The following is a 19,753-nucleotide window of genomic DNA, read 5'->3' on the forward strand; positions in this document are numbered from 1 at the left end:
CCCCAACAGAAGGAAAGGCCAGCCATGAGCAAGCAGCCAGCCGCGAAGCCGAGCAAGCCCACCGCCCCGACGCCCGGCTTCACCGACCGCAAGACCCTGCGGGCCAACGCGCGCAAACGCATGGAAGACGGTGCGGTGACGCCCAGCTACAGCGCCGACCGCACCACGGTGATCAAGCTGCTCAACGATGCGCTGGCCACCGAATGGGTCTGCGTGCTGCGCTACTACCGGCATTACTACATGGCCAAGGGGATGCTGGCCGACACGGTGAAGGCCGAGTTCCTGGAACACGCCCAGCAGGAGCAGGCGCATGCGGACCTGCTGTCCAACCGCATCGTGCAGCTGGGCGGTGCACCGGACCTCAACCCGGACACCCTCACCGCGCGCTCCCACGCCGAGTACAAGGAAGGCGGCAACCTGCGCGACATGGTCCGCGAGAACCTCATCGCCGAGCGCATCGCCATCGACAGCTATCGCGAGATGATCAACTTCATCGGCGACAAGGACACCACCACCAAGCGCATCCTGGAGCAGATCCTGGCGCAGGAGGAGGACCATGCCGATGACTTCGCCGACATGCTGGACGGCTGGATCGGCGAATAACCTCGGCAGCAGCGGCCTCGCTTGCCACGTCATGACCACCTGGCGGTCCGGGACTTCGCGGGCAAGGTCGCTCCTGCCGGCTAGTGGACGACGCGGAAGCGCACGCGTGCCCAGCTGCCGTCGTCCGACAGGGCGGTGAGCGTGTGTTCGCCGGCGTCCTCGAAGTCGCGCATGAACACCCGCACGCCCTGGGTCTGGGCAATCCAGCGACCGTCGAGCAGCCATTGGACGGTGGCATCGCTTCCCAGTGCGCGCAGTTGCAGGCGCGGACCATGCGTTGCACCCGGTGGCCGGGCCAGCGTGGACTGGTCATTCAGGCCGTCGATATGCAGTACGCCACGCGATTGGCGGCCATCGTCCGGGCAATCGGCCGCAAGCACCGGCAACTGCTGTGCCTGCCGTTGCGCGGCCGACAACCACGGTGAAGCCAGTGCCGGCCAACGGGCGATCTCGCGCTGCTCACGGGCCGGATGGCCGTCGCAGTCCACCGATACCCGCTGCCCGGTCACTGCATCCACCTCGAAGCGCAGGCGACCGGATTGCCACAGGCGGGCGTCGCGTTCGGCGAAGGTGGGCGGCACCACGCCGTCGAGCACCATCGCCGGGAACTGCCGGTGACACATCGATGGCGGGGTCTGCTCGGCGGCGATGCCCAGCGGCCAGCAGATGTCCATTTCAGTGACGCTGGCCGGTGCCGTCCGGGTGGCGTTGTCGCCCGGTTGGCGCGGCAGGCTATCGATGACCTCGAACATCAGCGGCAGCGCGGTGACCGCACCGTACTGGCCGGGCAGCGGCGTGCCGTCGGGCCGGCCGACCCACACCCCCACGGTGTACTGGCGGGTACCGCCGATGGCCCAGGCATCGCGGTAACCAAAGCTGGTGCCGGTCTTCCATGCCACGCGCGGGCGGCCGCCGGTGTCGAAGGTGCCCACGCCGTACCCCGGGCGCGGGTTGGATTCGAGGATGTCACGCACGATCCACGCCGCGCCTTCGGACATCATCCGCCGCTCGAGCCGGGGATCGTCCGGCGTGTAACGCACGCGCCCGGCGATGCCACCGCGGTTGAACGCCGAGAAGGCACCGACCAGCCCCTCCAGCTGGGCACCGGTGCCGCCCAGGATCACGGCCAGGTTCGGCTTGGCCCCATGCGGGAAGCGCAGCGTGACCCCGCCGTTGGCGAGCCGGGCAGTGAAGCGCGCCGGGCCGACACGGTCGAGCAGGTCCACCGAGGGCACGTTCAACGACAGGCGCAATGCGCTGGCCGCGCCAATGGGGCCATTGAACGCGGCATCGAAGTTGCCCGGGCGATAGCCGCCGAAACTCTGCGGCGCATCCACCAGCAGGCTCTCGGAGTGGATCAGGCCATCGTCCAGCGCCATGCCGTACAGGAACGGCTTGAGCGTGGAGCCGGGGGAGCGCCAGGCCTGCAGCATGTCCACGTGCCCCAGCCGCGCCTTGTCACCGAACGCGACCGAGCCCACGTAGGCACGGGCCTCCAGCGTGGTGTTGTCCATCACCAGCAGCGCGGCGGAGGTGCGCTCGGGCAGCTGCGAGAAGTACGCCGCCACGCGCTCCTCCAGCGTGCGCTGCAGGCCGGCGTCGAGCGTGGTCTGGATATGCGCGGCGCGCGGTTGCGCCGCATGCAGGCGCTGGGCCAGCAGCGCCGCGTACAGCGGCTGCTTCAGCGAGCGCGCAACGACCGGCTCGATGCGCGCATCGGCGACCTCCTCGGCCGACCACGCGCCGAGTTCGGCCATGCGCGCCAGCACCTTGTCGCGGGCCCGTCTCGCGGCCTCGGGATGGCGGTCCGGACGCAGCCGGCTCGGTGACTGCGGCAGCACCGCCAGCAGTGCGGCCTCGGCCTGGGACAGGTGCGCGGCGGACTTGCCCAGGTAGGCCCAGCTGGCCGCCTCGACGCCTTCGATGGTGCCGCCGTAGGGCGCGCGCTCCAGGTACAGGTCGAGGATCTCGGCCTTGCTCAGGTGCACCTCCAGCTGCACCGCACGCAACAGCTGCTTGAGCTTGCCCCATGGCGTGCGCGTATGCGGGTCGAGGATGCGCGCGACCTGCATGGTCAGCGTCGAACCGCCGGAGACGATGCGCCGCTCCAGCACCATCTGCCTGGCCGCACGCAGCAGCGCCCAGGGGTTGATGCCCGGATGCCGCCAGAACCAGCGGTCCTCGTAGGTCAGCAACGCCTGCAGGTAGAGCGGCGAAACCGTCTTCGCGTCGGCCGGATAGCGCCAGACGCCTTCGGCATCGGCGAAGGCACGCAGCGGCGTGCCGTCGGCGGCGACGACCAGCGTACTGGTCTCCCGCGACCGCGGCAGTGGTGGCGGGAAGGCCAGGTCCAGCACCAGCAGCAACGCCAGCAATGTGGCGGTGCCCCAGCGCAGCAGGCGCAGGGTGCGGGGAGAGCGCAGGCACTTGCCAAGCTGCTTCAGGCGCGGGAAGCGCGTGTTCACTGGTGCGTGTTCTTCAATCGTGACCTTGGGGAGCAGGAGCGACCCCCGGCGCGAAGCCGGGCATCCCCGGCCTCGCGGCCGAAGCCGCTCCTACCGTGTTGCGCAGGCGCGGCGGAGTCAGGGCTGTACCACCGTGATCGTGCTCGGGGTGGAGCGCCCCACACCGCGCAGGTCGGGACGATACATGTCCTCGGCCAGCGGCGGCGGCACGGTGTAGGTACCCGGGCTGACCGCACGGACGAGGTAGAACACGTTCGCCGTCCGGCCGCGCGACAGGTTCACCGCCGCCACGTAACGGTCGTCACGGAACTCCTCGTGCTTGATGTCGGCGGCGCTGCCACGGTCGCTGATCTCCACGCCATCCACCACCACGTCGGCCCATTGCTTGGCATCACCGAGGTTGAAGTTCTCGATCTCCAGGCCTGCCGGCAACAGGTCGGTCACCAATGCCTCGGGCATCGCGGTATTGGCGGTCACGCTCAGGCGCACGATCAAGGCCTCGCCTTCCTTCAACGGACGCGGTGTCCACGGCTTGCCGTCGGTGCCGTACCAGGTGCGCTCGATGCCGATATGCCGGTTGTCCGGCGCCGGTGCCTGGCGCGGGATGCCGGCCACGTCCAGGCTGGCGAACATCGGGGCCTCGCCCTGCGGCGAGAAACGCACGCCTTGCGCCAGCTGGGCTGCATCGAACACCCGGCCGAACGCCTTGCGCGCGTCGATCGCCTCGCGGCGCTCACCCACGGCCAGCTCGCCGGACACCAGCTTCTTCTGGTTGACCATCAAGGCCTTGCCCAGGCGTGCCAACGCCACCTGCTCCTGCGTGCTCAGCCACAGCCAGCCGCTGTTGCGACGGGCCTCCAGCTCTCGGCCCATGGACACTGCACGTGCGTCGTACTCGGGCTTGGCCAGGCCACGCTCGTGGGTCAGTGCGATCATCAGCGCATCGTCACGCAGCACGCTGCCGTAATCGCCGAAGTAGGACGGACGGTCATTCGTAGCCTTGGCGAAGCCGGCGGCAATCGCGGCCTGGCCGCGCTTGCCATCGCCCTGCAGCGACAGCGCCACGCCCAGGTGCACCAGCGACAAGCCGGACACCGCCTTGCTGCGCTCGTTGTCCCACAGCGTGCGCAGGGTTCCCAGCGGCGCACGGTTGACCCGCGCCAGCACATAGCCCGAATAGGCCTGGTTGGCGAACTTCAGTGCCTCCCGGTTGTCCTGCCCGTAGAACTGGTTGCCACCGCTGAGCAGGTCTTCGCTGATCCGGTCCAGCGCTTTCTGCAGCACGTTCGCCGGCACCGCGAAGCCGGCGTCCTTGGCATCGAGCAGGAACTCGGCAATGTACGGGGTCAGCGCCGGGTTGATGTAGTCGTCGTTGCCCCACATCGAGAAGTTGCCGTTGGCCACCTGCATCGATGCCAATCGGCCGAACGCACCTTCCATGCGCTCGCGGCGTTCCTTGGCATCCAGCCCATCGGCGCCGAGCATGGCCGAGGTGGCCTGGTCGAGCATCAACGCGGCGTAGCCCTTGCTGGTGGTCTGCTCGGCGCACCCATACGGATAGTTGAGCGCCCCTTGCAGCGCGGAGGCGAATGGGATCGGCGGCAGCGCGCTGACCAGCATGCGGGCGCTGACCGAGTTGCTCATCAGGCCATCGATGAAGCTGCTGTCCAGGGTGACCGCTGCCAACGGATCGAGCGTGCGGGTCTGCGAGCGCAGCACCTGCGGCCAGGCCGCGCGCACCGGCAGGTCATAACGCCGGTCGACCTTGAAACCGTTGCCGTCCACGCGCACCCGCACCTTGGCCACGCTGTAGCCTTCCTGCGCGGTCAACGGGAAGCTCAGGGTGCTCTTGGCATCCGCGCCCAGCTGCACCGAGCGCGAGGACTCGGCGATGCCCAGCGGGCCTTCGCCGTCCACCCGTACCGTGAACTGGCCGGGCTTGCCGGTGAAGTTCTGCACGTCCAGGGTGACCATGCTGCGGTCGCCCGGCGCCATCACCCGCGGCATGCTGGCCTCGGCCAGGATCGGCGCGCGCACCAGCGTCTCCACGTCGCGGTTGCCGTAGCGCTGGTCCGAATAGACCATCGCCGACACCCGCAGGGTGCCGTTGAAGTCCGGCACGTTCAGTTGCACCCGCGCATTGCCCTTGGCGTCCAGCGCGACCGGCCCGGAGAACAGGTCAACGGTCTGCACCCGCGCGGTCGGCCGCTTGGCCTGCGGCAGCGCCGCCAGGGCCATGTCGCCGCCGAACTTCAGCTTGCCGGTGTTGCCGTCGAAACTCTCGATCACGCGCCCGTAGATGTCATACGCATCCACGCCCAGGCGTCGCTGCGCGAAGAAATGCGCCGGGGCATCCGGCACCGGGAAACGGGTGATGTTGAGGATGCCCACGTCCACCGCCGAGACGGTGACATGGGCCGGCTTGCCGGCCAGCTCCGGCGCACTGACGGTGACCGTCATCGGCTGTTCGGGACGCATCTGCCTGGGCGCCACCAGGCCCACCGCGACGCGGCGGTCGCTGCGGTTCATCGGCACGTGGGCCACGCCCACGGCGCGCGCCGGGGTGATCTTGCTCGGCGCGCTGCCGCCGCGGAACACCAGCGCGGTGACGTAGACGTCGTGGCGCTCCCAGTCGGCGGTCACCGGGATTTCGAAGGTGCTGCCCGGCTTGGCGTCGATGTCCTGGACGTAGATCATCTTGTCGCTTTCGACCATCAACAAGCCACGGCCGGCATGCGGCGGCGTCACCGTCACCTTCAGCGTGTCACCGGCGCGGTAACTGGTCTTGTCCAGCGCCAGCTTGACCTTGTCGGGGCGTGCGTCCATGCCGCGGTTCTCGTCCTCCCAGCTCCAGCCGGCACTGAACGGATAGCGCGTGGTCAGGCCGGTGGCGGGATCGAACACGTCCACCCGGTAATCGCCCCACTCCACCGGGAAGTCGAAGCGGGCAGCGGTGGTCCCGGCATCGAGGGTGCGGGTTTCCTTGTTCTCGAAGCGACGGGTGAAGTCGTAGTCCCAACGGTTGTCGGTGTAGGTCCAGTGGTAATCGCGCAGCTCGCGTACCAGCGTGACCTTCAGGCCCTTGCCCGGTTGCGGATTGCCCTCGGCATCCACGCGCATCAGCTCGAAGCGCGCATTGGCGTTGGCGTCGGCACCGTCCTTGTCGTCGAACAACGGGCGCACCGCCACCAGTGCCGGGGCCGGCCACAGCACGCGCTTGAGCGTGCGGGTGACGGTGCGGCCGCCGGTCTCGTAGACGCTGCCCGACACCACCGCCGCCACCGTCGTCCCCTTGCCGACCTCGGCCGGCAGCGGGATGTCCTGGCGCAGCTTGCCATCGCCGGGAAGGGTGGTGTCGATCACGTCGTTGGCCTGCCGCGGCAGCTCAACGGTGGGATCGCCGAAGAACCAGCCCGGCATCGCCTCGACCGGATGCTGTTCCACCGCCACCGCCAGGCGCGCGGTAAAGCGGTTGCCGTCGGCCGGAGCGCCGTACAGGTAGGCCGCGTCGGCCTGCAGCTTGAGCGGCTCGCCCGGCTTGAGCGTCTTCTGCGCGCTGTCCAGGTCCAGCTTCATGCGTTCGGGCAGGAACTCCTCGATGCGCAGGGTCATGCCCTGCACCGCTTCCTTGCTGGCCGGGTCGGTGCGGAACTCCACCTGCCAGCGGCCGGTGGGCGCCTCGACCGGGATCACCTGCTCGAAGGAGAAATAGCCCTGCTCGCCCGCCTGCAGGCGGGTTTCGCGGAAGGTCTTGCCGTCGGGTTGCTTGAGCCGCAGGAACACCGGCAACCCGCCATTGGCCGGGGCCGGCAGCGGCTTGCCGTCGTTGTCGCGCAGCAGCGCGGACACGCGCACCGTTTCGCCGGGGCGGTACAGGTCACGCCCGGACCAGGCGAATACATCGAAGTTGGCATTCTGGCGGCCGGCCACCGCGAACTCGCTCAGGTCCAGCGCCGGCTGGTTGAACGGCAGCATCGTGGTATCGCTGCCGCTGGAAGCCACCAGCACCTGGGTGGCATCGAGCGTGTAGTTGAGCAACGCGTTGCCGTTGCCGTCGGTCTGCCCCCTCAGGATCACCTCGCCCTTGGCGTTGATGACCTTCAGGTCGACCTTCCTGGCCGGCGTGCCATCGGCCAGCGACGCGGTGTGGACGAACAGCGTGTCCTTGTAGGCGCGGGTGTGCAGGCCGATGTCGCTGACGGAGAAGAACGCGGTGTCGTATTCGCCGCCGAAGCTGCCGGTGCGCTTCATCACCGCGAAGTACAGGCCCGGCTGCTGCAGTTCCTTCACTTCCTGGATCGGCAGGTAGGTCAGTACCCGCTCGTTCTGCTTGCCACCCAGCACGAAGCGGTTCATGTAGACCGGCTCGGCCAGCTGCGACAGCGGCGTATTGTCGCTGTACTCGCTGTCCAGCTCCCAGCTGCCACGACGGCCGCCACGCTGGTACTGGGCAAAGAAGCTGGGCAGCTCGGATTCGCGCACGCGCAGGAATTCGACGTCCACCTCCGGCACGTTCACCGACACCACCGGCAGGCCGCGGCTCTCCTTGGCCGGCAGCACGCTGCCCTGCGAGGCGAAACCGACCGCCGGCTCCATCTCGCCGCTGAACACCTTCTGCTTCACCTCCGTGCCCAGCCGGCTACCATCGGCGGCCAGCAGGTCCGGCGAAATGATCAGGGTGTATTCCTTGGCCGGCTCCACGTAGGGATAGCGCAGGGTCTTGCCGTCATCGGACAGCGACCAGCTGCTTTCCTCGGTGCCGACCTTCTCCTCGAAGCGCAGCAGCTTGTCGAAGTCCTGGGTGCCGACCAGCGGCCGCGAGAACTCCACCGCCAACGCCATCCCGTCACCGCGCTGCTGGTCCGGATAGGCCCGCAGCATGACGAAGCCCTTGACCTCTTCGCGCTTGGCCTGGATAGCCTCGCCACTGGTGCCGGGCAGCTGCCCGGTCTCGTTGCGCTTGCATCCTGCAATCAAGGCAATCGCCGCCAGAACCAGCGCTGCCCCCCGCAATCCCCACGACTTCCTGTTGCCCATGGCGTCCTCCTGCAGATGGCCGGAGTATACCCAGCCATCGGCATGGACCTTGTGTACAGGCCCGTGGTTTCCGGACCCTAGCGCAGTGACAGGGCGTGCGGCGTGCTGGTCGCCAGGTCGATCGACAGCACCCGTCCACGGTCATCGTGCAGCACCAGGTTGTCGGTCTGGTCGCGCAGCCGCAGCAACGCGTCCGCCGGCCATTCCACCCGGGCCACGCAATGGCCATCATGCACCCGCACCAGATAGCCCAGGACAAGGTCGGACCGGCCCAGCTGCACCCAGAGCAGCCCGCTCTGCAGGACCTGCAGCTGCAACCCCGGGCCACCGGGCAGCAGCGATTCCCATTCGCGGTCGGTGAAACGGTCAAGCTCCACCGAGACGCTTCTGCCATCCACCTCGTGGCGCAGCTGCAATGCCTGGCCTTCACGGCTCACCCGGGGCTGCAACATGCCGGTCAACGGCGCGGCCAGCAGCGGTAACGCCGCGTCGAAGGCAAAGCTGCGTGCCAGCAGACGACGGCGGCCCGGCAACGCCCAGCTCCACTCCTGCAGGCGATCGCCCTCGCCGACCAGGCAGACCTCGCGGGAAGCGAAGAAACTGCAGGCCAGCAGCGGCTCCGGCACCTCCACCTGCCACAGCACCTGATCCAGGCCGCGCCCGGTATCGAGCACCCGCAGGTGCTGGCCGCGCCGGATCGTCCAGCCCAGGCCATTCATCGACGGCGCATGCTGGTCCATGTCCAGTTGCCCGAGATCGTGCACGGTCTGGGTGACCAGGTCGAAGCGGTAGACGTGCCAGTTGCGCTCGCGCCGGGCCAGCGCAAGGGCGATGCCGCCGGTACCGCCGGCCACAAGCTGCCAGGTGGGCACCGCATAACGCTGCTGCACTTGCCCGTAGGCGTCCAACAGCAGCGCGCCACTTTCGCCCAGCGCCGCCAGGTAGCGGCGTCCGGGAAGCGCAAGCACGTCCTGCAAGGCCCACAGCCCGGCCTGCGGGGCCCGCAGCCGCAACGGCTCGGAGCGCCATTGCAGGTGCTGGGTGGCCGCCAGCGGCGGCAGCTTCCAGCCCGGGACGTCGGCGCTGAGCAGCGGGTCATCGGCCAGTTTCAACAACCGATCCAGGTCCTTGCCGGTGCAGGCGACCCGCCCCAATGCCCGGTCGGCCGCCAGTACGGGCAGCAGCAGTCGGGCGATGTCGCGCGCCCGCCCTATGCCACCACCGCTGCGCAGCACCGCCAGCATGGCTTCACGCGGCGCCGGCTCGGCGTCGATGTCCAGCAACCGGTCCAACGCTGGCAGGCAAGCCTCCAACTGGTCCGGCAGCAACTGCGCGCACCGCACCAGCGCCCGCGCGTGCAGCTCACCATCGCCCTGCAGCGCCACCGACAACCATTGCCGTGCCTGCCCGTGCGCCGCGGCCACCGGCCACACCGCATCCACCGCCCCCAGCCAATCGCCCTGCTCGACCAGCGCCTGCCCCCATGACACGCGCAGTTGTCCGGTGAGACTCCTGTGTTCCGGCTCCAGCTGCGCGATGGCGTCGGCGAAGGCATTGTCGCGCCGGGCCACCTGCACCGCACGTTCGAGATCACCGGCCAGCACGAGCAGGCGGATGCAGTTGGCCGCAGGCATGTCCCAACCCAGCGCCAGCTCCGCCGCCTGCGCATGGCGCCCGTGTTGGACCAGGTAATCCAGTGCCCGCTGCCGCTCGCACAGCAACTCGGCCAGCACGAACAAGGCCTCGTCGAAGCGACCGGCGCGGTCAAACCGCTCGAATGCCGCCTGGTAGGTCCTGCGCAGGTAGTTGTCCAGCTCCGGGTCGAGGTTGATCGACACCCGGCCGCCGGCATGCCGCACACCGATGTCCAGCGAGCTGCGTCGCCCGGGCGTGCCGAATGCCTGTCCGATCGAGTCGTCGTTGCCGCCGTTGGAGAGCGGCAGGGCATGCCGCAACGCCTCATGCAGGTCACCGTCCTCGAACATTGCCAGCATCCGCCGCATGTACGCACCCTGGCGGTGGCCGATCAGCTTGCTGACCCGCGAGGTGGCCGCAAGCCGCTCCAGGCGGCGCCGCCACGCCGAGGGTGCAGGTGGCGGGCGACGTGCCGCCACACCGCCGGCCTGCACGCCTGCACCATCGCTGCCTGCGCCCGACGTGGCTCTCGGCAGCAGCCGTGCCACCTCCCCTGCCAGCCGTGGCAGGGCATCACGCAAGGCGTCCAGGGGACTGCGACGCCCGCCGCTACCGCGCCCCAACTGCTCCAGCAGCGACTCCCGTTCGGAACTCGGCGCGGGGATGACTTCACCCAGCACTTCACGCACACCCTTTCCCTCCAACTGCGGCAACTTCGCGGTCGATGCCGGCAGTGACAGGTCATAGAGCGTGCGTATCGCATAGTCACTGGCATCCAGCCAGGCCGCCACATCCAGGCGCTGCGCGTCTTCCAGTTGCAGCGGCTGCGCCTGTGCGCCATCGATCAACACCACGTCGCAGGCCGGGAGCGCGGCCTGCTCGGTGGCACTCAGCGGCGCGGCGTGCAGTCGGCCCTTGATCCTGCACAGCGGGACGCCAGGCACCCTGGCGCAGTCTCTGGAACGCGGTGCAGGCCAGCACAACAGGTCGCCCTGCGTGAAACGCCAGGCCAGACTGCCTGGCACCCAGCACTGCAGCAACCGGTGTTGACGTTGCTCCACGCTCAGCCAGTCATGCGGGAACCACAGCGCAGCCACCTCCTGGCGTCCGCGCCACGACGGCTGGCGCACGTTGACCCTCAGGGATTCAGCCATGTGCTTCCTCCGACCCATGAACCGTGAGCAATTCCACGCGCCCCCCGTCACCCAGCACCTTCAGATTGCCGGCCAGGTCCACCACCGCCACCCGGGTGCCATCGACCGATACCGATACGCTCCCGATATCACTGGCCGAGGTGTACAGCATCTCCGGCCCATCCTTGCCGGCGGCCAGCAATGCGCGCCGATCGGCACGCAGCACCAGCAGGCGATCGGGCTGTTGCCCTCCCTCCCCGGCCACCAATCCTTGCGGCCGCCAGTCCTGCCAGAGCGAGACATCGCTCTGCTCCGGCGACCGGCCAACACCGAACGCCACCATGCGGCAGGCCCAGCGCCCCCCCTCCTGGAAGTGGGCAGCCACCAACACACCATCATCTCCCGTCCCGCGCCTGGCCAACCACACCGCCTTGGGACGGTGTGGCAACGGCAACTGCCAGGTGATGTTCCTTGCGCCGCCGGCGTTCAGCGCACCGACCTGCAGCACACCGGCCTCGAACCGCGCATACAACACGCTCTCGGCACTGACCTGCTGCAGAGCAACCACCTGGTCCGCGACCGGTCGTGGCCCATCCTTGGCCGTCCACCCCAGCAGATGCCCGCCATGGTCGAGCAACAGCAGTTCGCGTGCTGGTGCTCCGCGCTGGGAAGCGTGCACCAACGCCCCCTGCATCCACTGCGGGAGTCCGGGACGCACCGTCATCACGCTGCCTGGTGGACGTTCCCGCACCTGCGTCGGCAGCCCCGGCAGCTTCCAGAACCGCAGGAACTGCTGGCTGGCGAGCACACCGCAGAATTCCTTTCCAACCATCAGGCCACCGAGCAACTGCATGCCCGTGGACCACTCGTGGTAACGGATCAGCTTGCGCCTGTGCTGGACCCTGTTCCCGGTCGGCACGTTCACCTGGCAGGCGCGAGGGGATCCCAGCAACGGGACCACCACGCGCTGCCCGTCAAGGCTGAAGATCGGCCGCTGCTGACGCGAGAACCGGTGGGCCCCATGCGCAGCCACGCGTTGTCCCGCCGGCGCGCCGCGGAACTCGCCACGCAGCAACCGTGCTGCCGCGGCCGTGGTGGGGACCGACAGCTGCAGTGCACGCTCGCTGCCACGCCGCCCCAGCCGGACCTGCAGCTGACGATCGATGCCACTGCGCGTCAACGCCTGATGCGTGCATGCCAGCGCAGTGGCCGGCTGGCCGCCGCACCACCAGCGTTCCCCCTTGCCATGCGTTTGCTGCAGATGATCCGTCCATGCCTGCCATTGGCTGTCATCGGCCATCAGCGGCGTGCGCGCATGCAGCAGGGCCAGCAGCGCCGATGCATCCTGCGCTTCGCTCAGCGCACCGGGCAGATGCGCCATGCCCCACAGGAAACGGGCGCGCTGGGTGCGTGCGCGACGCGCCAACAGAATCCACAACGCCACCTGCACCAGCCGCGGCGCGCCCCACTGCAGCGGCCCGGCATCAAACAGGCCGACCACCACCGCATCGGTCTGCCGCTCCACCGCGCGCGGCGCCACGAACAGGTGCTCACCGGCAGCGGCGCGGCGCAGGAACTCGTCGGGGGCCGCGTCGGCCAGGCCCCACTCGCTCAGCAGCAGCCGCTCGTAGGGCCCCCGTCGGTCAATTCCGCCCAGGCCGTCGTGCACGGCGGAAACCGCAGGTACCTGCACCTGCCCACGCCCCATCAGTGGGTCCAGCCGCAACAGCAACTCGCCCAGGGTGACGGCGATATCCGTCTCGAACAACTGCAGCCACGTTTGCCACGGCTGCAATGCCAGCGGCAGCGCGTTGACCGTACTCATGCCCCGGCCCAACGGGCCTGCAGCCGCGCGACCCAGCCGCCGTCCAACGGCACGACCCTCGCCAGTGACACCAGCTGCGCCGGCGACGGCAGCAGCAACAAGGGCAACGGGCCGTGGCGGCGCACCAGCGCCGCCTGTACCAGGTCCACGGCGACGTCTGGCCACACGTTGGTCGGCAACCACAGGCCCGCAGCGTCACCGGCCGGCGCGATGTACGTGGCATCGGCCACCCATGGCAAGCGGTCGAATGCTCCCAGCACGACCAGCAGGTCGGCATGGGCGGCAACCCGGAAGGTGCCCGACTCCGCACCCGTGATGGCCTGCAGAAGCACGCGGGCCGCCGCGCCGGCTGCCACCATGCCCTGCGCGACCGGCGCTTCAACCGGTGCGCACCATGACCACTTCATGCACTGGCCGCGACATGGGCAACCAGCCGCGTGCGCTCGGCCAGCAGGAGCTCGGGCATCGCATCGGCGACGAAGTTGGCGTCGATCTCGCGCAGCAGGGCCTCGGCCAACGTGCGCGAGGTTGTCTCGTCATCCGTCGCCAGGCAGGCGCGTGCCGCCTGCAACAGACGGTCCACCCGCGAGGCCGGCTGCAACGCCGCAAGCTCGGCCGCGCTGCTCAGGGTCGGGTTGGCGGCGACCTTCAACGAGTCACGCAGCGCTTCCTGCGCCGACAACTGCGCCTCGTGGCTGGGCAGCACGTAGAACAGCGGCCACAGGTCGGCCTCGGTTGCGGTCTGTCGGCCGGCCAGCACGGTCGCCGCAGCCACCAGTCGCTGGGTGCGCACGATGCGTCGGTCCGAAAGCGATAGCCCGGCCTTGCGCAGCGCCCGCACCGCCTCGGCCAATGGGCCGCGTACCGCGTCCAGGTTCACGTGCAGCACGCGCCCGGCCAGCAGGTCCAGGTCGCCCAGCGCATGCTGCGCCTGCTCGACCCCTTGCTCCGCGCGCCAGCCCCCTTCCAGCAGGGCCTCCAGTTCGCTGTCGGCCACCGGCGCCACGAACAGGCGCAGCAGGAAACGGTCGGCGAACGCGGCCAGCGACTCGTCCTCGGGCAGTGCATTGGCGGCGCCCACACAGACCCGCAACGGACAGGCCACATCGGTGTGCCCACGTCGGAAGCGGCGCTCGTTGAGCACGCCCAGCAAGGTATTGAGGATGGCGGTGGAACCGAGGAAGACTTCGTCCAGGAATGCGACATCGGCCTCGGGCAGCATGCCGGCGACATCGGTTTCCACCCGCCCCTCGCGCAGGCGACGCAGGTCCACCGGCCCGAACAGCTCGGCCGGCTCGGTGAAGCGCCCGAGCAGGTATTCGAAATAGCGCCCGCCCATCAGGTTGGCCACGCGCCGCACCACGGCACTCTTGGCGGTACCCGGCGGGCCGATCACCAGCAGGTGCTCATGCGCGACCGCGGCGAGCAGGATCAGTTCGGCCAGTTGCTCACGCCCCACCAATCCAACGGTGGCGGAGCGCACGAGACTGCGAAGGCGCGCTGCGGCGCTGGAAAGTTCGTCCATGACAGGGGTACCAGCGAAGCAGGTACATCGGGCTCGATTGAAGGTTGCTGCACTCTAGCGCAGCGGCCCCGACCGAAACAGCCCAACCATGGTTGCCGTGCGCCGGGCACGGCCCCCCCGGCACTCAGAACGTATCGCCCGGCACCCGCACCCAGCCATCCATCAGGATGCGCGCGCTACGGCTCATCACCGCCTTGGTCACGGTCCACTGGCCATCGACCTGCGCCACCTCGGCGCCGACCCGCAGCGTGCCGGACGGGTGGCCGAAGCGCACCGCGTTACGCTGGCCGCCGCCGGCGGCCGCGTTGACCAGCGTGCCCGGCACCGATGCCGCGGTGGCGATGGCCACCGAAGCGGTGCCCATCATCGCGTGGTGCAGCTTGCCCATCGACAGGGCGCGGGCGTTGAGGTCGATGTCACCGGCCTTGATCGGCTTGTTGCCGCTGGACACGTAGTCCTGTGGCGGCGCGACGAACACGATCTTCGGCGTGTGCTGGCGCTTGAGTGCTTCCTCCGGCGAGGCGATCAGCCCCATGCGCAGCGCACCGGCGACGCGGATGGCTTCCAGCCGGGCCAGCGCCGCCTTGTCCTCGTTGATGGCCGGCTGCAGCTCGGTGCCGGTGTAGCCGATGTCGGCCGCGTTGACGAACACGGTCGGGATACCGGCGGTGATCATCGTAGCCTTCAGCGTACCGACACCCGGCACCTCTAGGTCATCGACTAGGTTGCCGGTCGGGAACATCGCACCGCCGCCCTCGCCTTCGCCCTCATCGGCCGGATCGATGAACTCCAGCACGATCTCCGCCGCCGGGAAGGTCACCCCGTCCAGTTCGAAGTCACCGGTTTCCTGCACCTGGCCGTTGCTGACCGGCACGTGCGCGATGATGGTCTTGTTGATGTTGGCCTGCCAGATTCGCACCGCGCAGACGCCGTTTTCCGGAACACGGGCCGGATCGACGTAGCCGGCATGCAGCGCGAACGCGCCGGCCCCGGTGGACAGGTTGCCGCAATTACCCGACCAGTCGACGAAGTCGGTGTCGATCGAGACCTGGCCATAGAGGTAGTCCACGTCGTGGTCGGGCCTGCTGCTTGGCGACAGGATCACGCACTTGCTGGTGCTGGAGGTCGCCCCGCCCATGCCATCGATCTGCTTGGCGAACGGATCGGGCGAGCCGATCACCCGCTGGAACAGGCGGTCGCGTGCCGCGCCGGGCACCTGCGCGCTGGCCGGCAGGTCTTCCAGGCGGAAGAACACGCCCTTGGAGGTGCCGCCGCGCAGGTAGGTGGCGGGGATTCTGATCTGCGGAACATGGGACATGACTGGGTTTCCTGAGGCGCATCAACGACAAGGGCAGAAGCGGCTGCCCTCACCCCAACCCCTCTCCCGCCGGCGGGAGAGGGGCTCCAAGCAAAGCCCCGTCCAGGGGCTGGCGCATCAACTGGCGGAAGCTTCCAGGAAGTCCTGCGCGAAGCGTTGCAGCACGCCGCCGGCTTCGTAGATGGCCACTTCCTCGTCCGAATCCAGACGGCAGGTGACCGGCACGTTCAGCGTGCTGCCGTCCTTGCGGTGGATCACCAGCGTCAGATCGGTGCGCGGCCGGCGCGCGCCGATGACATCGAAGGTTTCGGTGCCGTCGATGCCCAGCGTGTTGCGGTCGGTGCCCGGCTTGAACTCCAGCGGCAGCACGCCCATGCCGATCAGGTTGGTGCGGTGGATGCGCTCGAAGCCTTCGGCGGCGATGGCCTCCACGCCGGCCAGGCGCACGCCCTTGGCGGCCCAGTCGCGCGAGCTGCCCTGGCCGTAGTCGGCACCGGCGATGATGATCAGCGGCTGCTTGCGCTCCATGTAGGTTTCAATGGCTTCCCACATGCGCATGACCTTGCCTTCCGGCTCCACGCGCGCCAGCGAACCCTGCTTCACGCTGCCATCGTCGTTGCGCACCATCTCGTTGAACAGCTTCGGGTTGGCGAAGGTGGCGCGCTGCGCGGTGAGGTGGTCGCCGCGGTGGGTGGCATAGGAATTGAAGTCTTCTTCCGGCAGGCCCATCTTGGCCAGGTACTCACCAGCCGCGCTGGAGCGCAGGATCGCGTTGGACGGCGACAAGTGGTCGGTGGTGATGTTGTCCGGCAGCACCGCCAACGGGCGCATGCCCTGCAGAGTGCGCTCACCGGCCAGCGCGCCCTCCCAGTACGGCGGGCGGCGGATGTAGGTGCTCTGCGGGCGCCAGTCATACAGCGGGCTGACCGGCGCGCCGTGCTCGACGCGCACGTTGAACATCGGGTTGTAGACGCTGCGGAATTGTTCCGGCTTGACCGACGCCTTCACCACCGCGTCGATCTCGGCATCGCTCGGCCAGATGTCCTTCAGGCGCACTTCCTTGCCATCGGCATCCACGCCCAGCACGTCCTTCTCGATGTCGAAGCGCACCGTGCCGGCGATCGCATAGGCGATGACCAGCGGCGGCGAGGCCAGGAAGGCCTGCTTGGCGTACGGATGGATGCGGCCATCGAAGTTGCGGTTGCCCGACAGCACCGCGGTCGAATACAGGTCGCGGTCGATGATCTCCTGCTGGATCTTCGGGTCCAGCGCGCCACTCATGCCATTGCAGGTGGTACAGGCGAAGGCGACGATGCCGAAGCCCAGCTTCTCCAGCTCCGGCAGCAAGCCGGCTTCCTCCAGGTACAGCTGCACTGCCTTGGAACCCGGTGCCAGCGACGACTTCACCCACGGCTTGCGCAGCAGGCCGCGCGCATTGGCGTTGCGCGCCAGCAGGCCGGCGGCGATCACGTTGCGCGGGTTGGAGGTGTTGGTGCAGCTGGTGATGGCGGCGATGATCACCGCGCCATCGGGCATCAGGCCCTGGGCTTCCTCGTTCCTGCCGCTTTCCAGCTTGGCTTCGTCGGCGATGCCGCGCTCGGCCAGGTCCGACACCGGCAAGCGCCGATGCGGGTTGCTCGGGCCGGCCATGTTGCGGACCACGCTGGACAGGTCGAACTCCAGCACGCGTTCGTACTGAGCGGTGGCCAGCGCATCGGCCCACAGGCCGGTGGTCCTTGCGTAATTCTCGACCAGCGCCACCTGGGCCTCCTCGCGGCCGGTCAGGCGCAGGTAGTCCAGGGTCTGCTGGTCGATGTAGAACATCGCCGCGGTTGCGCCGTACTCCGGGCACATGTTGGAGATAGTGGCGCGGTCGCCGATGGTCAGCGCCGCCGCACCTTCACCGAAGAACTCCAGCCACGCACCGACCACGCGCTCCTTGCGCAGGAACTCGGTGAGCGCCAGAACCACGTCGGTGGCGGTGATGTTGGGCTGCGGCCTGCCGGTCAGCTTGACGCCGACGATGTCGGGCAGGCGCATCCACGACGCGCGGCCGAGCATCACGTTCTCCGCTTCCAGGCCACCCACGCCGATGGCGATCACGCCCAGCGCATCCACGTGCGGGGTGTGGCTGTCGGTGCCCACGCAGGTATCCGGGAACGCCACGCCGCCCTGCTGGTAGATCACCGGCGACATTTTCTCCAGATTGATCTGGTGCATGATGCCGTTGCCCGGCGGGATCACGTCCACGTTCTCGAAGGCCAGCTTGGTCCAGTCGATGAAGTGGAAACGGTCCTCATTGCGACGGTCCTCGATGGCGCGGTTCTTCTCGAACGCCTGCGGGTCAAAGCCGCCGCATTCCACCGCCAGCGAGTGGTCCACGATCAGCTGCACCGGCACCACCGGGTTCACCTTGGCCGGGTCGCCGCCCTTGTCGGCGATGGCATCGCGCAGGCCGGCTAGGTCGACCAGTGCGGTCTGGCCGAGGATGTCGTGGCACACCACGCGGGCCGGGAACCACGGGAAATCGAGGTCGCGCTTGCGCTCGATCAGCTGCGTGAGCGAATCAGTGAGCGTGGCCGGGTCGCAGCGGCGCACCAGGTTCTCGGCCAGCACGCGCGCGGTGTACGGCAGCGTGGCATAGGCACCGGGCTGGATGGCGTCGACCGCAGCCTGCGCGTCGAAGTAGTCCAGCGTGCTGCCGGGGAGATGCTTGCGGTAATCGGTGTTCATGGCTGGCCTGTGAGGGTCTGGGCTTGCTGGTGTTTGCGGTGAATTGCTCGCGGATGCACGCGACTTCGGCAATCCCACAGCAACACTTGGAATCTGGAGGCTCCCTTCTCCCGCCTGCGGGGGAAGGTGCCCGGAGGGCGGATGGGGGAGCTTTGCTCTTGCTCTTGCTTGATCTCCAGCTTTGCTTCGCTTTTTTCTACGGACTTGAAGCTTGCTCCACGTGCCAGGAGCCTCCCCTCACCCCAACCCCTCTCCCGCAAGCGGGAGAGGGGCTTTGTGTTTCGCCTGCGGGAGACTTTCTGCGAGCCTTACGCGCGCTTGTCCAGCGGCACGAAGGTCTGGTCTTCCGGGCCGGTGTAGTTCGCGCTCGGGCGGATGATCTTGCCGTCGATGCGCTGCTCGATGATGTGCGCGCTCCAGCCGGCGGTGCGGGCGATCACGAACAGCGGGGTGAACATGGCGGTCGGCACGCCCATCATGTGGTAGCTGACGGCGCTAAACCAATCCAGGTTCGGGAACATCTTCTTGATGTCCCACATCACCGACTCCAGGCGCTCGGCGATGTCGTACATCTTCATGTTCTCCTGCTCGGCCGACAGCTCGCGCGAGACCTCCTTGATCACCTTGTTGCGCGGATCGGACACGGTGTAGACCGGGTGGCCGAAGCCGATGACCACTTCCTTGCGCTCCACGCGCGCCTTGATGTCGGCCTCGGCCTCGTCCGGCGTCTCGTAGCGCTTCTGCACCTCGAAGGCGACTTCGTTGGCACCACCATGCTTGGGCCCGCGCAGGGCGCCGATGCCGCCGGTGATGGCGCTGTACATGTCGCTGCCGGTGCCGGCGATGACGCGGCAGGCAAAGGTCGAAGCGTTGAACTCATGCTCGGCGTACAGGATCAGGCTGGTGTGCATCGCTTTCACCCACGACTCACGCGGCTGCTCGCCGTGCAGCAGGTGCAGGAAGTGGCCGCCGATGGAGTCGTCGTCGGTCTCCACGTCGATGACCTTGCCGTTGTGGCTCCAGTGGTACCAGTACAGCAGCATCGAGCCGAGCGAAGCCATCAGCTTGTCGGCGATGTCACGCGCACCCGGATGGTTGTGGTCGTCCTTCTCCGGCGACACGCAACCCAGCACCGACACGCCGGTGCGCATCACGTCCATCGGGTGGGCCGACGGCGGCAGTTCTTCCAGCGCGGCCTTGACCGCCGCCGGGATGCCACGCAGCGCCTTCAGCTTGGTCTTGTAGGCGCGCAGTTCGGCCTTGTTCGGCAGCTTGCCGTGCACCAGCAGGTGGGCGATTTCCTCGAACTCGCTGGTGTTGGCCAGGTCCAGGATGTCATAACCGCGGTAGTGCAGGTCGTTGCCGCTGCGACCGACCGTGCACAGCGCGGTGTTGCCGGCGGCGGTGCCGGACAGGGCGACGGACTTCTTCGGCTTGAACGCCGGGGCGGCGGTGGATTCAGACATGGTGTGAACCTCG

Annotated in this window: 10 protein-coding genes; 1 reads left to right on the forward strand and 9 read right to left on the reverse strand. The window is 68.4% G+C overall.

Features of this window, described 5'->3' with window-relative positions:
* Nucleotides 1-24: 24 nt before the first annotated feature.
* On the forward strand, nucleotides 25-603 hold the full coding sequence (locus AC06FE_RS03530; RefSeq protein WP_132865236.1) for a ferritin-like domain-containing protein: 579 nt from the start codon (nucleotides 25-27) through the stop codon (nucleotides 601-603).
* Between the two features lie 80 nt (nucleotides 604-683).
* On the opposite strand, the gene pbpC is transcribed toward AC06FE_RS03530, so the two are convergent.
* The 9 genes from pbpC to prpC all read right to left on the reverse strand — a co-directional run bounded on the left by pbpC (nucleotide 684) and on the right by prpC (nucleotide 19,740).
* A complete protein-coding gene (gene pbpC, locus AC06FE_RS03535) occupies nucleotides 684-3,068 on the reverse strand; it encodes a penicillin-binding protein 1C (RefSeq protein WP_478072232.1) in 2,385 nt (794 codons plus the stop codon).
* Between the two features lie 117 nt (nucleotides 3,069-3,185).
* Entirely contained in the window at nucleotides 3,186-8,105 is a 4,920-nt protein-coding gene (locus tag AC06FE_RS03540; RefSeq protein ID WP_478072233.1) for an alpha-2-macroglobulin family protein, read from the reverse strand.
* A 77-nt stretch (nucleotides 8,106-8,182) separates the two neighbouring features.
* Entirely contained in the window at nucleotides 8,183-10,894 is a 2,712-nt protein-coding gene (locus AC06FE_RS03545) for a bpX6 domain-containing protein (RefSeq protein WP_446540205.1), read from the reverse strand.
* A complete protein-coding gene (locus AC06FE_RS03550) occupies nucleotides 10,887-12,698 on the reverse strand; it encodes a hypothetical protein (RefSeq protein ID WP_478072234.1) in 1,812 nt (603 codons plus the stop codon). Before AC06FE_RS03550 ends, AC06FE_RS03545 begins: the two co-directional genes overlap by 8 nt.
* The gene (locus tag AC06FE_RS03555) at nucleotides 12,695-13,105 is read right to left on the reverse strand and encodes a bpX5 domain-containing protein (RefSeq protein WP_478072235.1); all 411 of its coding nucleotides are present in this window, start codon (nucleotides 13,103-13,105) and stop codon (nucleotides 12,695-12,697) included. The genes AC06FE_RS03550 and AC06FE_RS03555 overlap by 4 nt, the downstream gene beginning before the upstream one ends.
* A complete protein-coding gene (locus AC06FE_RS03560; RefSeq protein WP_446540202.1) occupies nucleotides 13,102-14,223 on the reverse strand; it encodes an AAA family ATPase in 1,122 nt (373 codons plus the stop codon). The genes AC06FE_RS03555 and AC06FE_RS03560 overlap by 4 nt, the downstream gene beginning before the upstream one ends.
* A 124-nt stretch (nucleotides 14,224-14,347) precedes the next feature.
* Nucleotides 14,348-15,541, reverse strand: a complete 1,194-nt coding sequence (gene prpF / locus AC06FE_RS03565; protein WP_478072236.1) for a 2-methylaconitate cis-trans isomerase PrpF — start codon at nucleotides 15,539-15,541, stop codon at nucleotides 14,348-14,350.
* 117 nt (nucleotides 15,542-15,658) lie between these two features.
* Complete coding sequence (acnD, locus tag AC06FE_RS03570; RefSeq protein WP_478072237.1) at nucleotides 15,659-18,274, reverse strand: Fe/S-dependent 2-methylisocitrate dehydratase AcnD; 2,616 nt, start codon at nucleotides 18,272-18,274, stop codon at nucleotides 15,659-15,661.
* 308 nt (nucleotides 18,275-18,582) lie between these two features.
* Nucleotides 18,583-19,740, reverse strand: coding sequence for a bifunctional 2-methylcitrate synthase/citrate synthase (gene prpC / locus AC06FE_RS03575; protein ID WP_478072238.1), 1,158 nt, complete (start codon nucleotides 19,738-19,740; stop codon nucleotides 18,583-18,585).
* Nucleotides 19,741-19,753: the final 13 nt, after the last annotated feature.

Source organism: Stenotrophomonas sp. Steno-C18 (genome assembly GCF_056393195.1).

Excerpts from the sequence above, each read along its gene's own strand:
- AC06FE_RS03545 (WP_446540205.1), bottom strand. The coding sequence starts at position 10,894 with ATGGCTGAATCCCTGAGGGTCAACGTGCGCCAGCCGTCGTGGCGCGGA.
- AC06FE_RS03555 (WP_478072235.1), bottom strand. The coding sequence starts at position 13,105 with ATGAAGTGGTCATGGTGCGCACCGGTTGAAGCGCCGGTCGCGCAGGGC.
- prpF (WP_478072236.1), bottom strand. The coding sequence starts at position 15,541 with ATGTCCCATGTTCCGCAGATCAGAATCCCCGCCACCTACCTGCGCGGC.
- acnD (WP_478072237.1), bottom strand. The coding sequence starts at position 18,274 with ATGAACACCGATTACCGCAAGCATCTCCCCGGCAGCACGCTGGACTAC.
- AC06FE_RS03530 (WP_132865236.1), top strand. The coding sequence starts at position 25 with ATGAGCAAGCAGCCAGCCGCGAAGCCGAGCAAGCCCACCGCCCCGACG.
- AC06FE_RS03540 (WP_478072233.1), bottom strand. The coding sequence starts at position 8,105 with ATGGGCAACAGGAAGTCGTGGGGATTGCGGGGGGCAGCGCTGGTTCTG.
- prpC (WP_478072238.1), bottom strand. The coding sequence starts at position 19,740 with ATGTCTGAATCCACCGCCGCCCCGGCGTTCAAGCCGAAGAAGTCCGTC.
- AC06FE_RS03560 (WP_446540202.1), bottom strand. The coding sequence starts at position 14,223 with ATGGACGAACTTTCCAGCGCCGCAGCGCGCCTTCGCAGTCTCGTGCGC.
- AC06FE_RS03550 (WP_478072234.1), bottom strand. The coding sequence starts at position 12,698 with ATGAGTACGGTCAACGCGCTGCCGCTGGCATTGCAGCCGTGGCAAACG.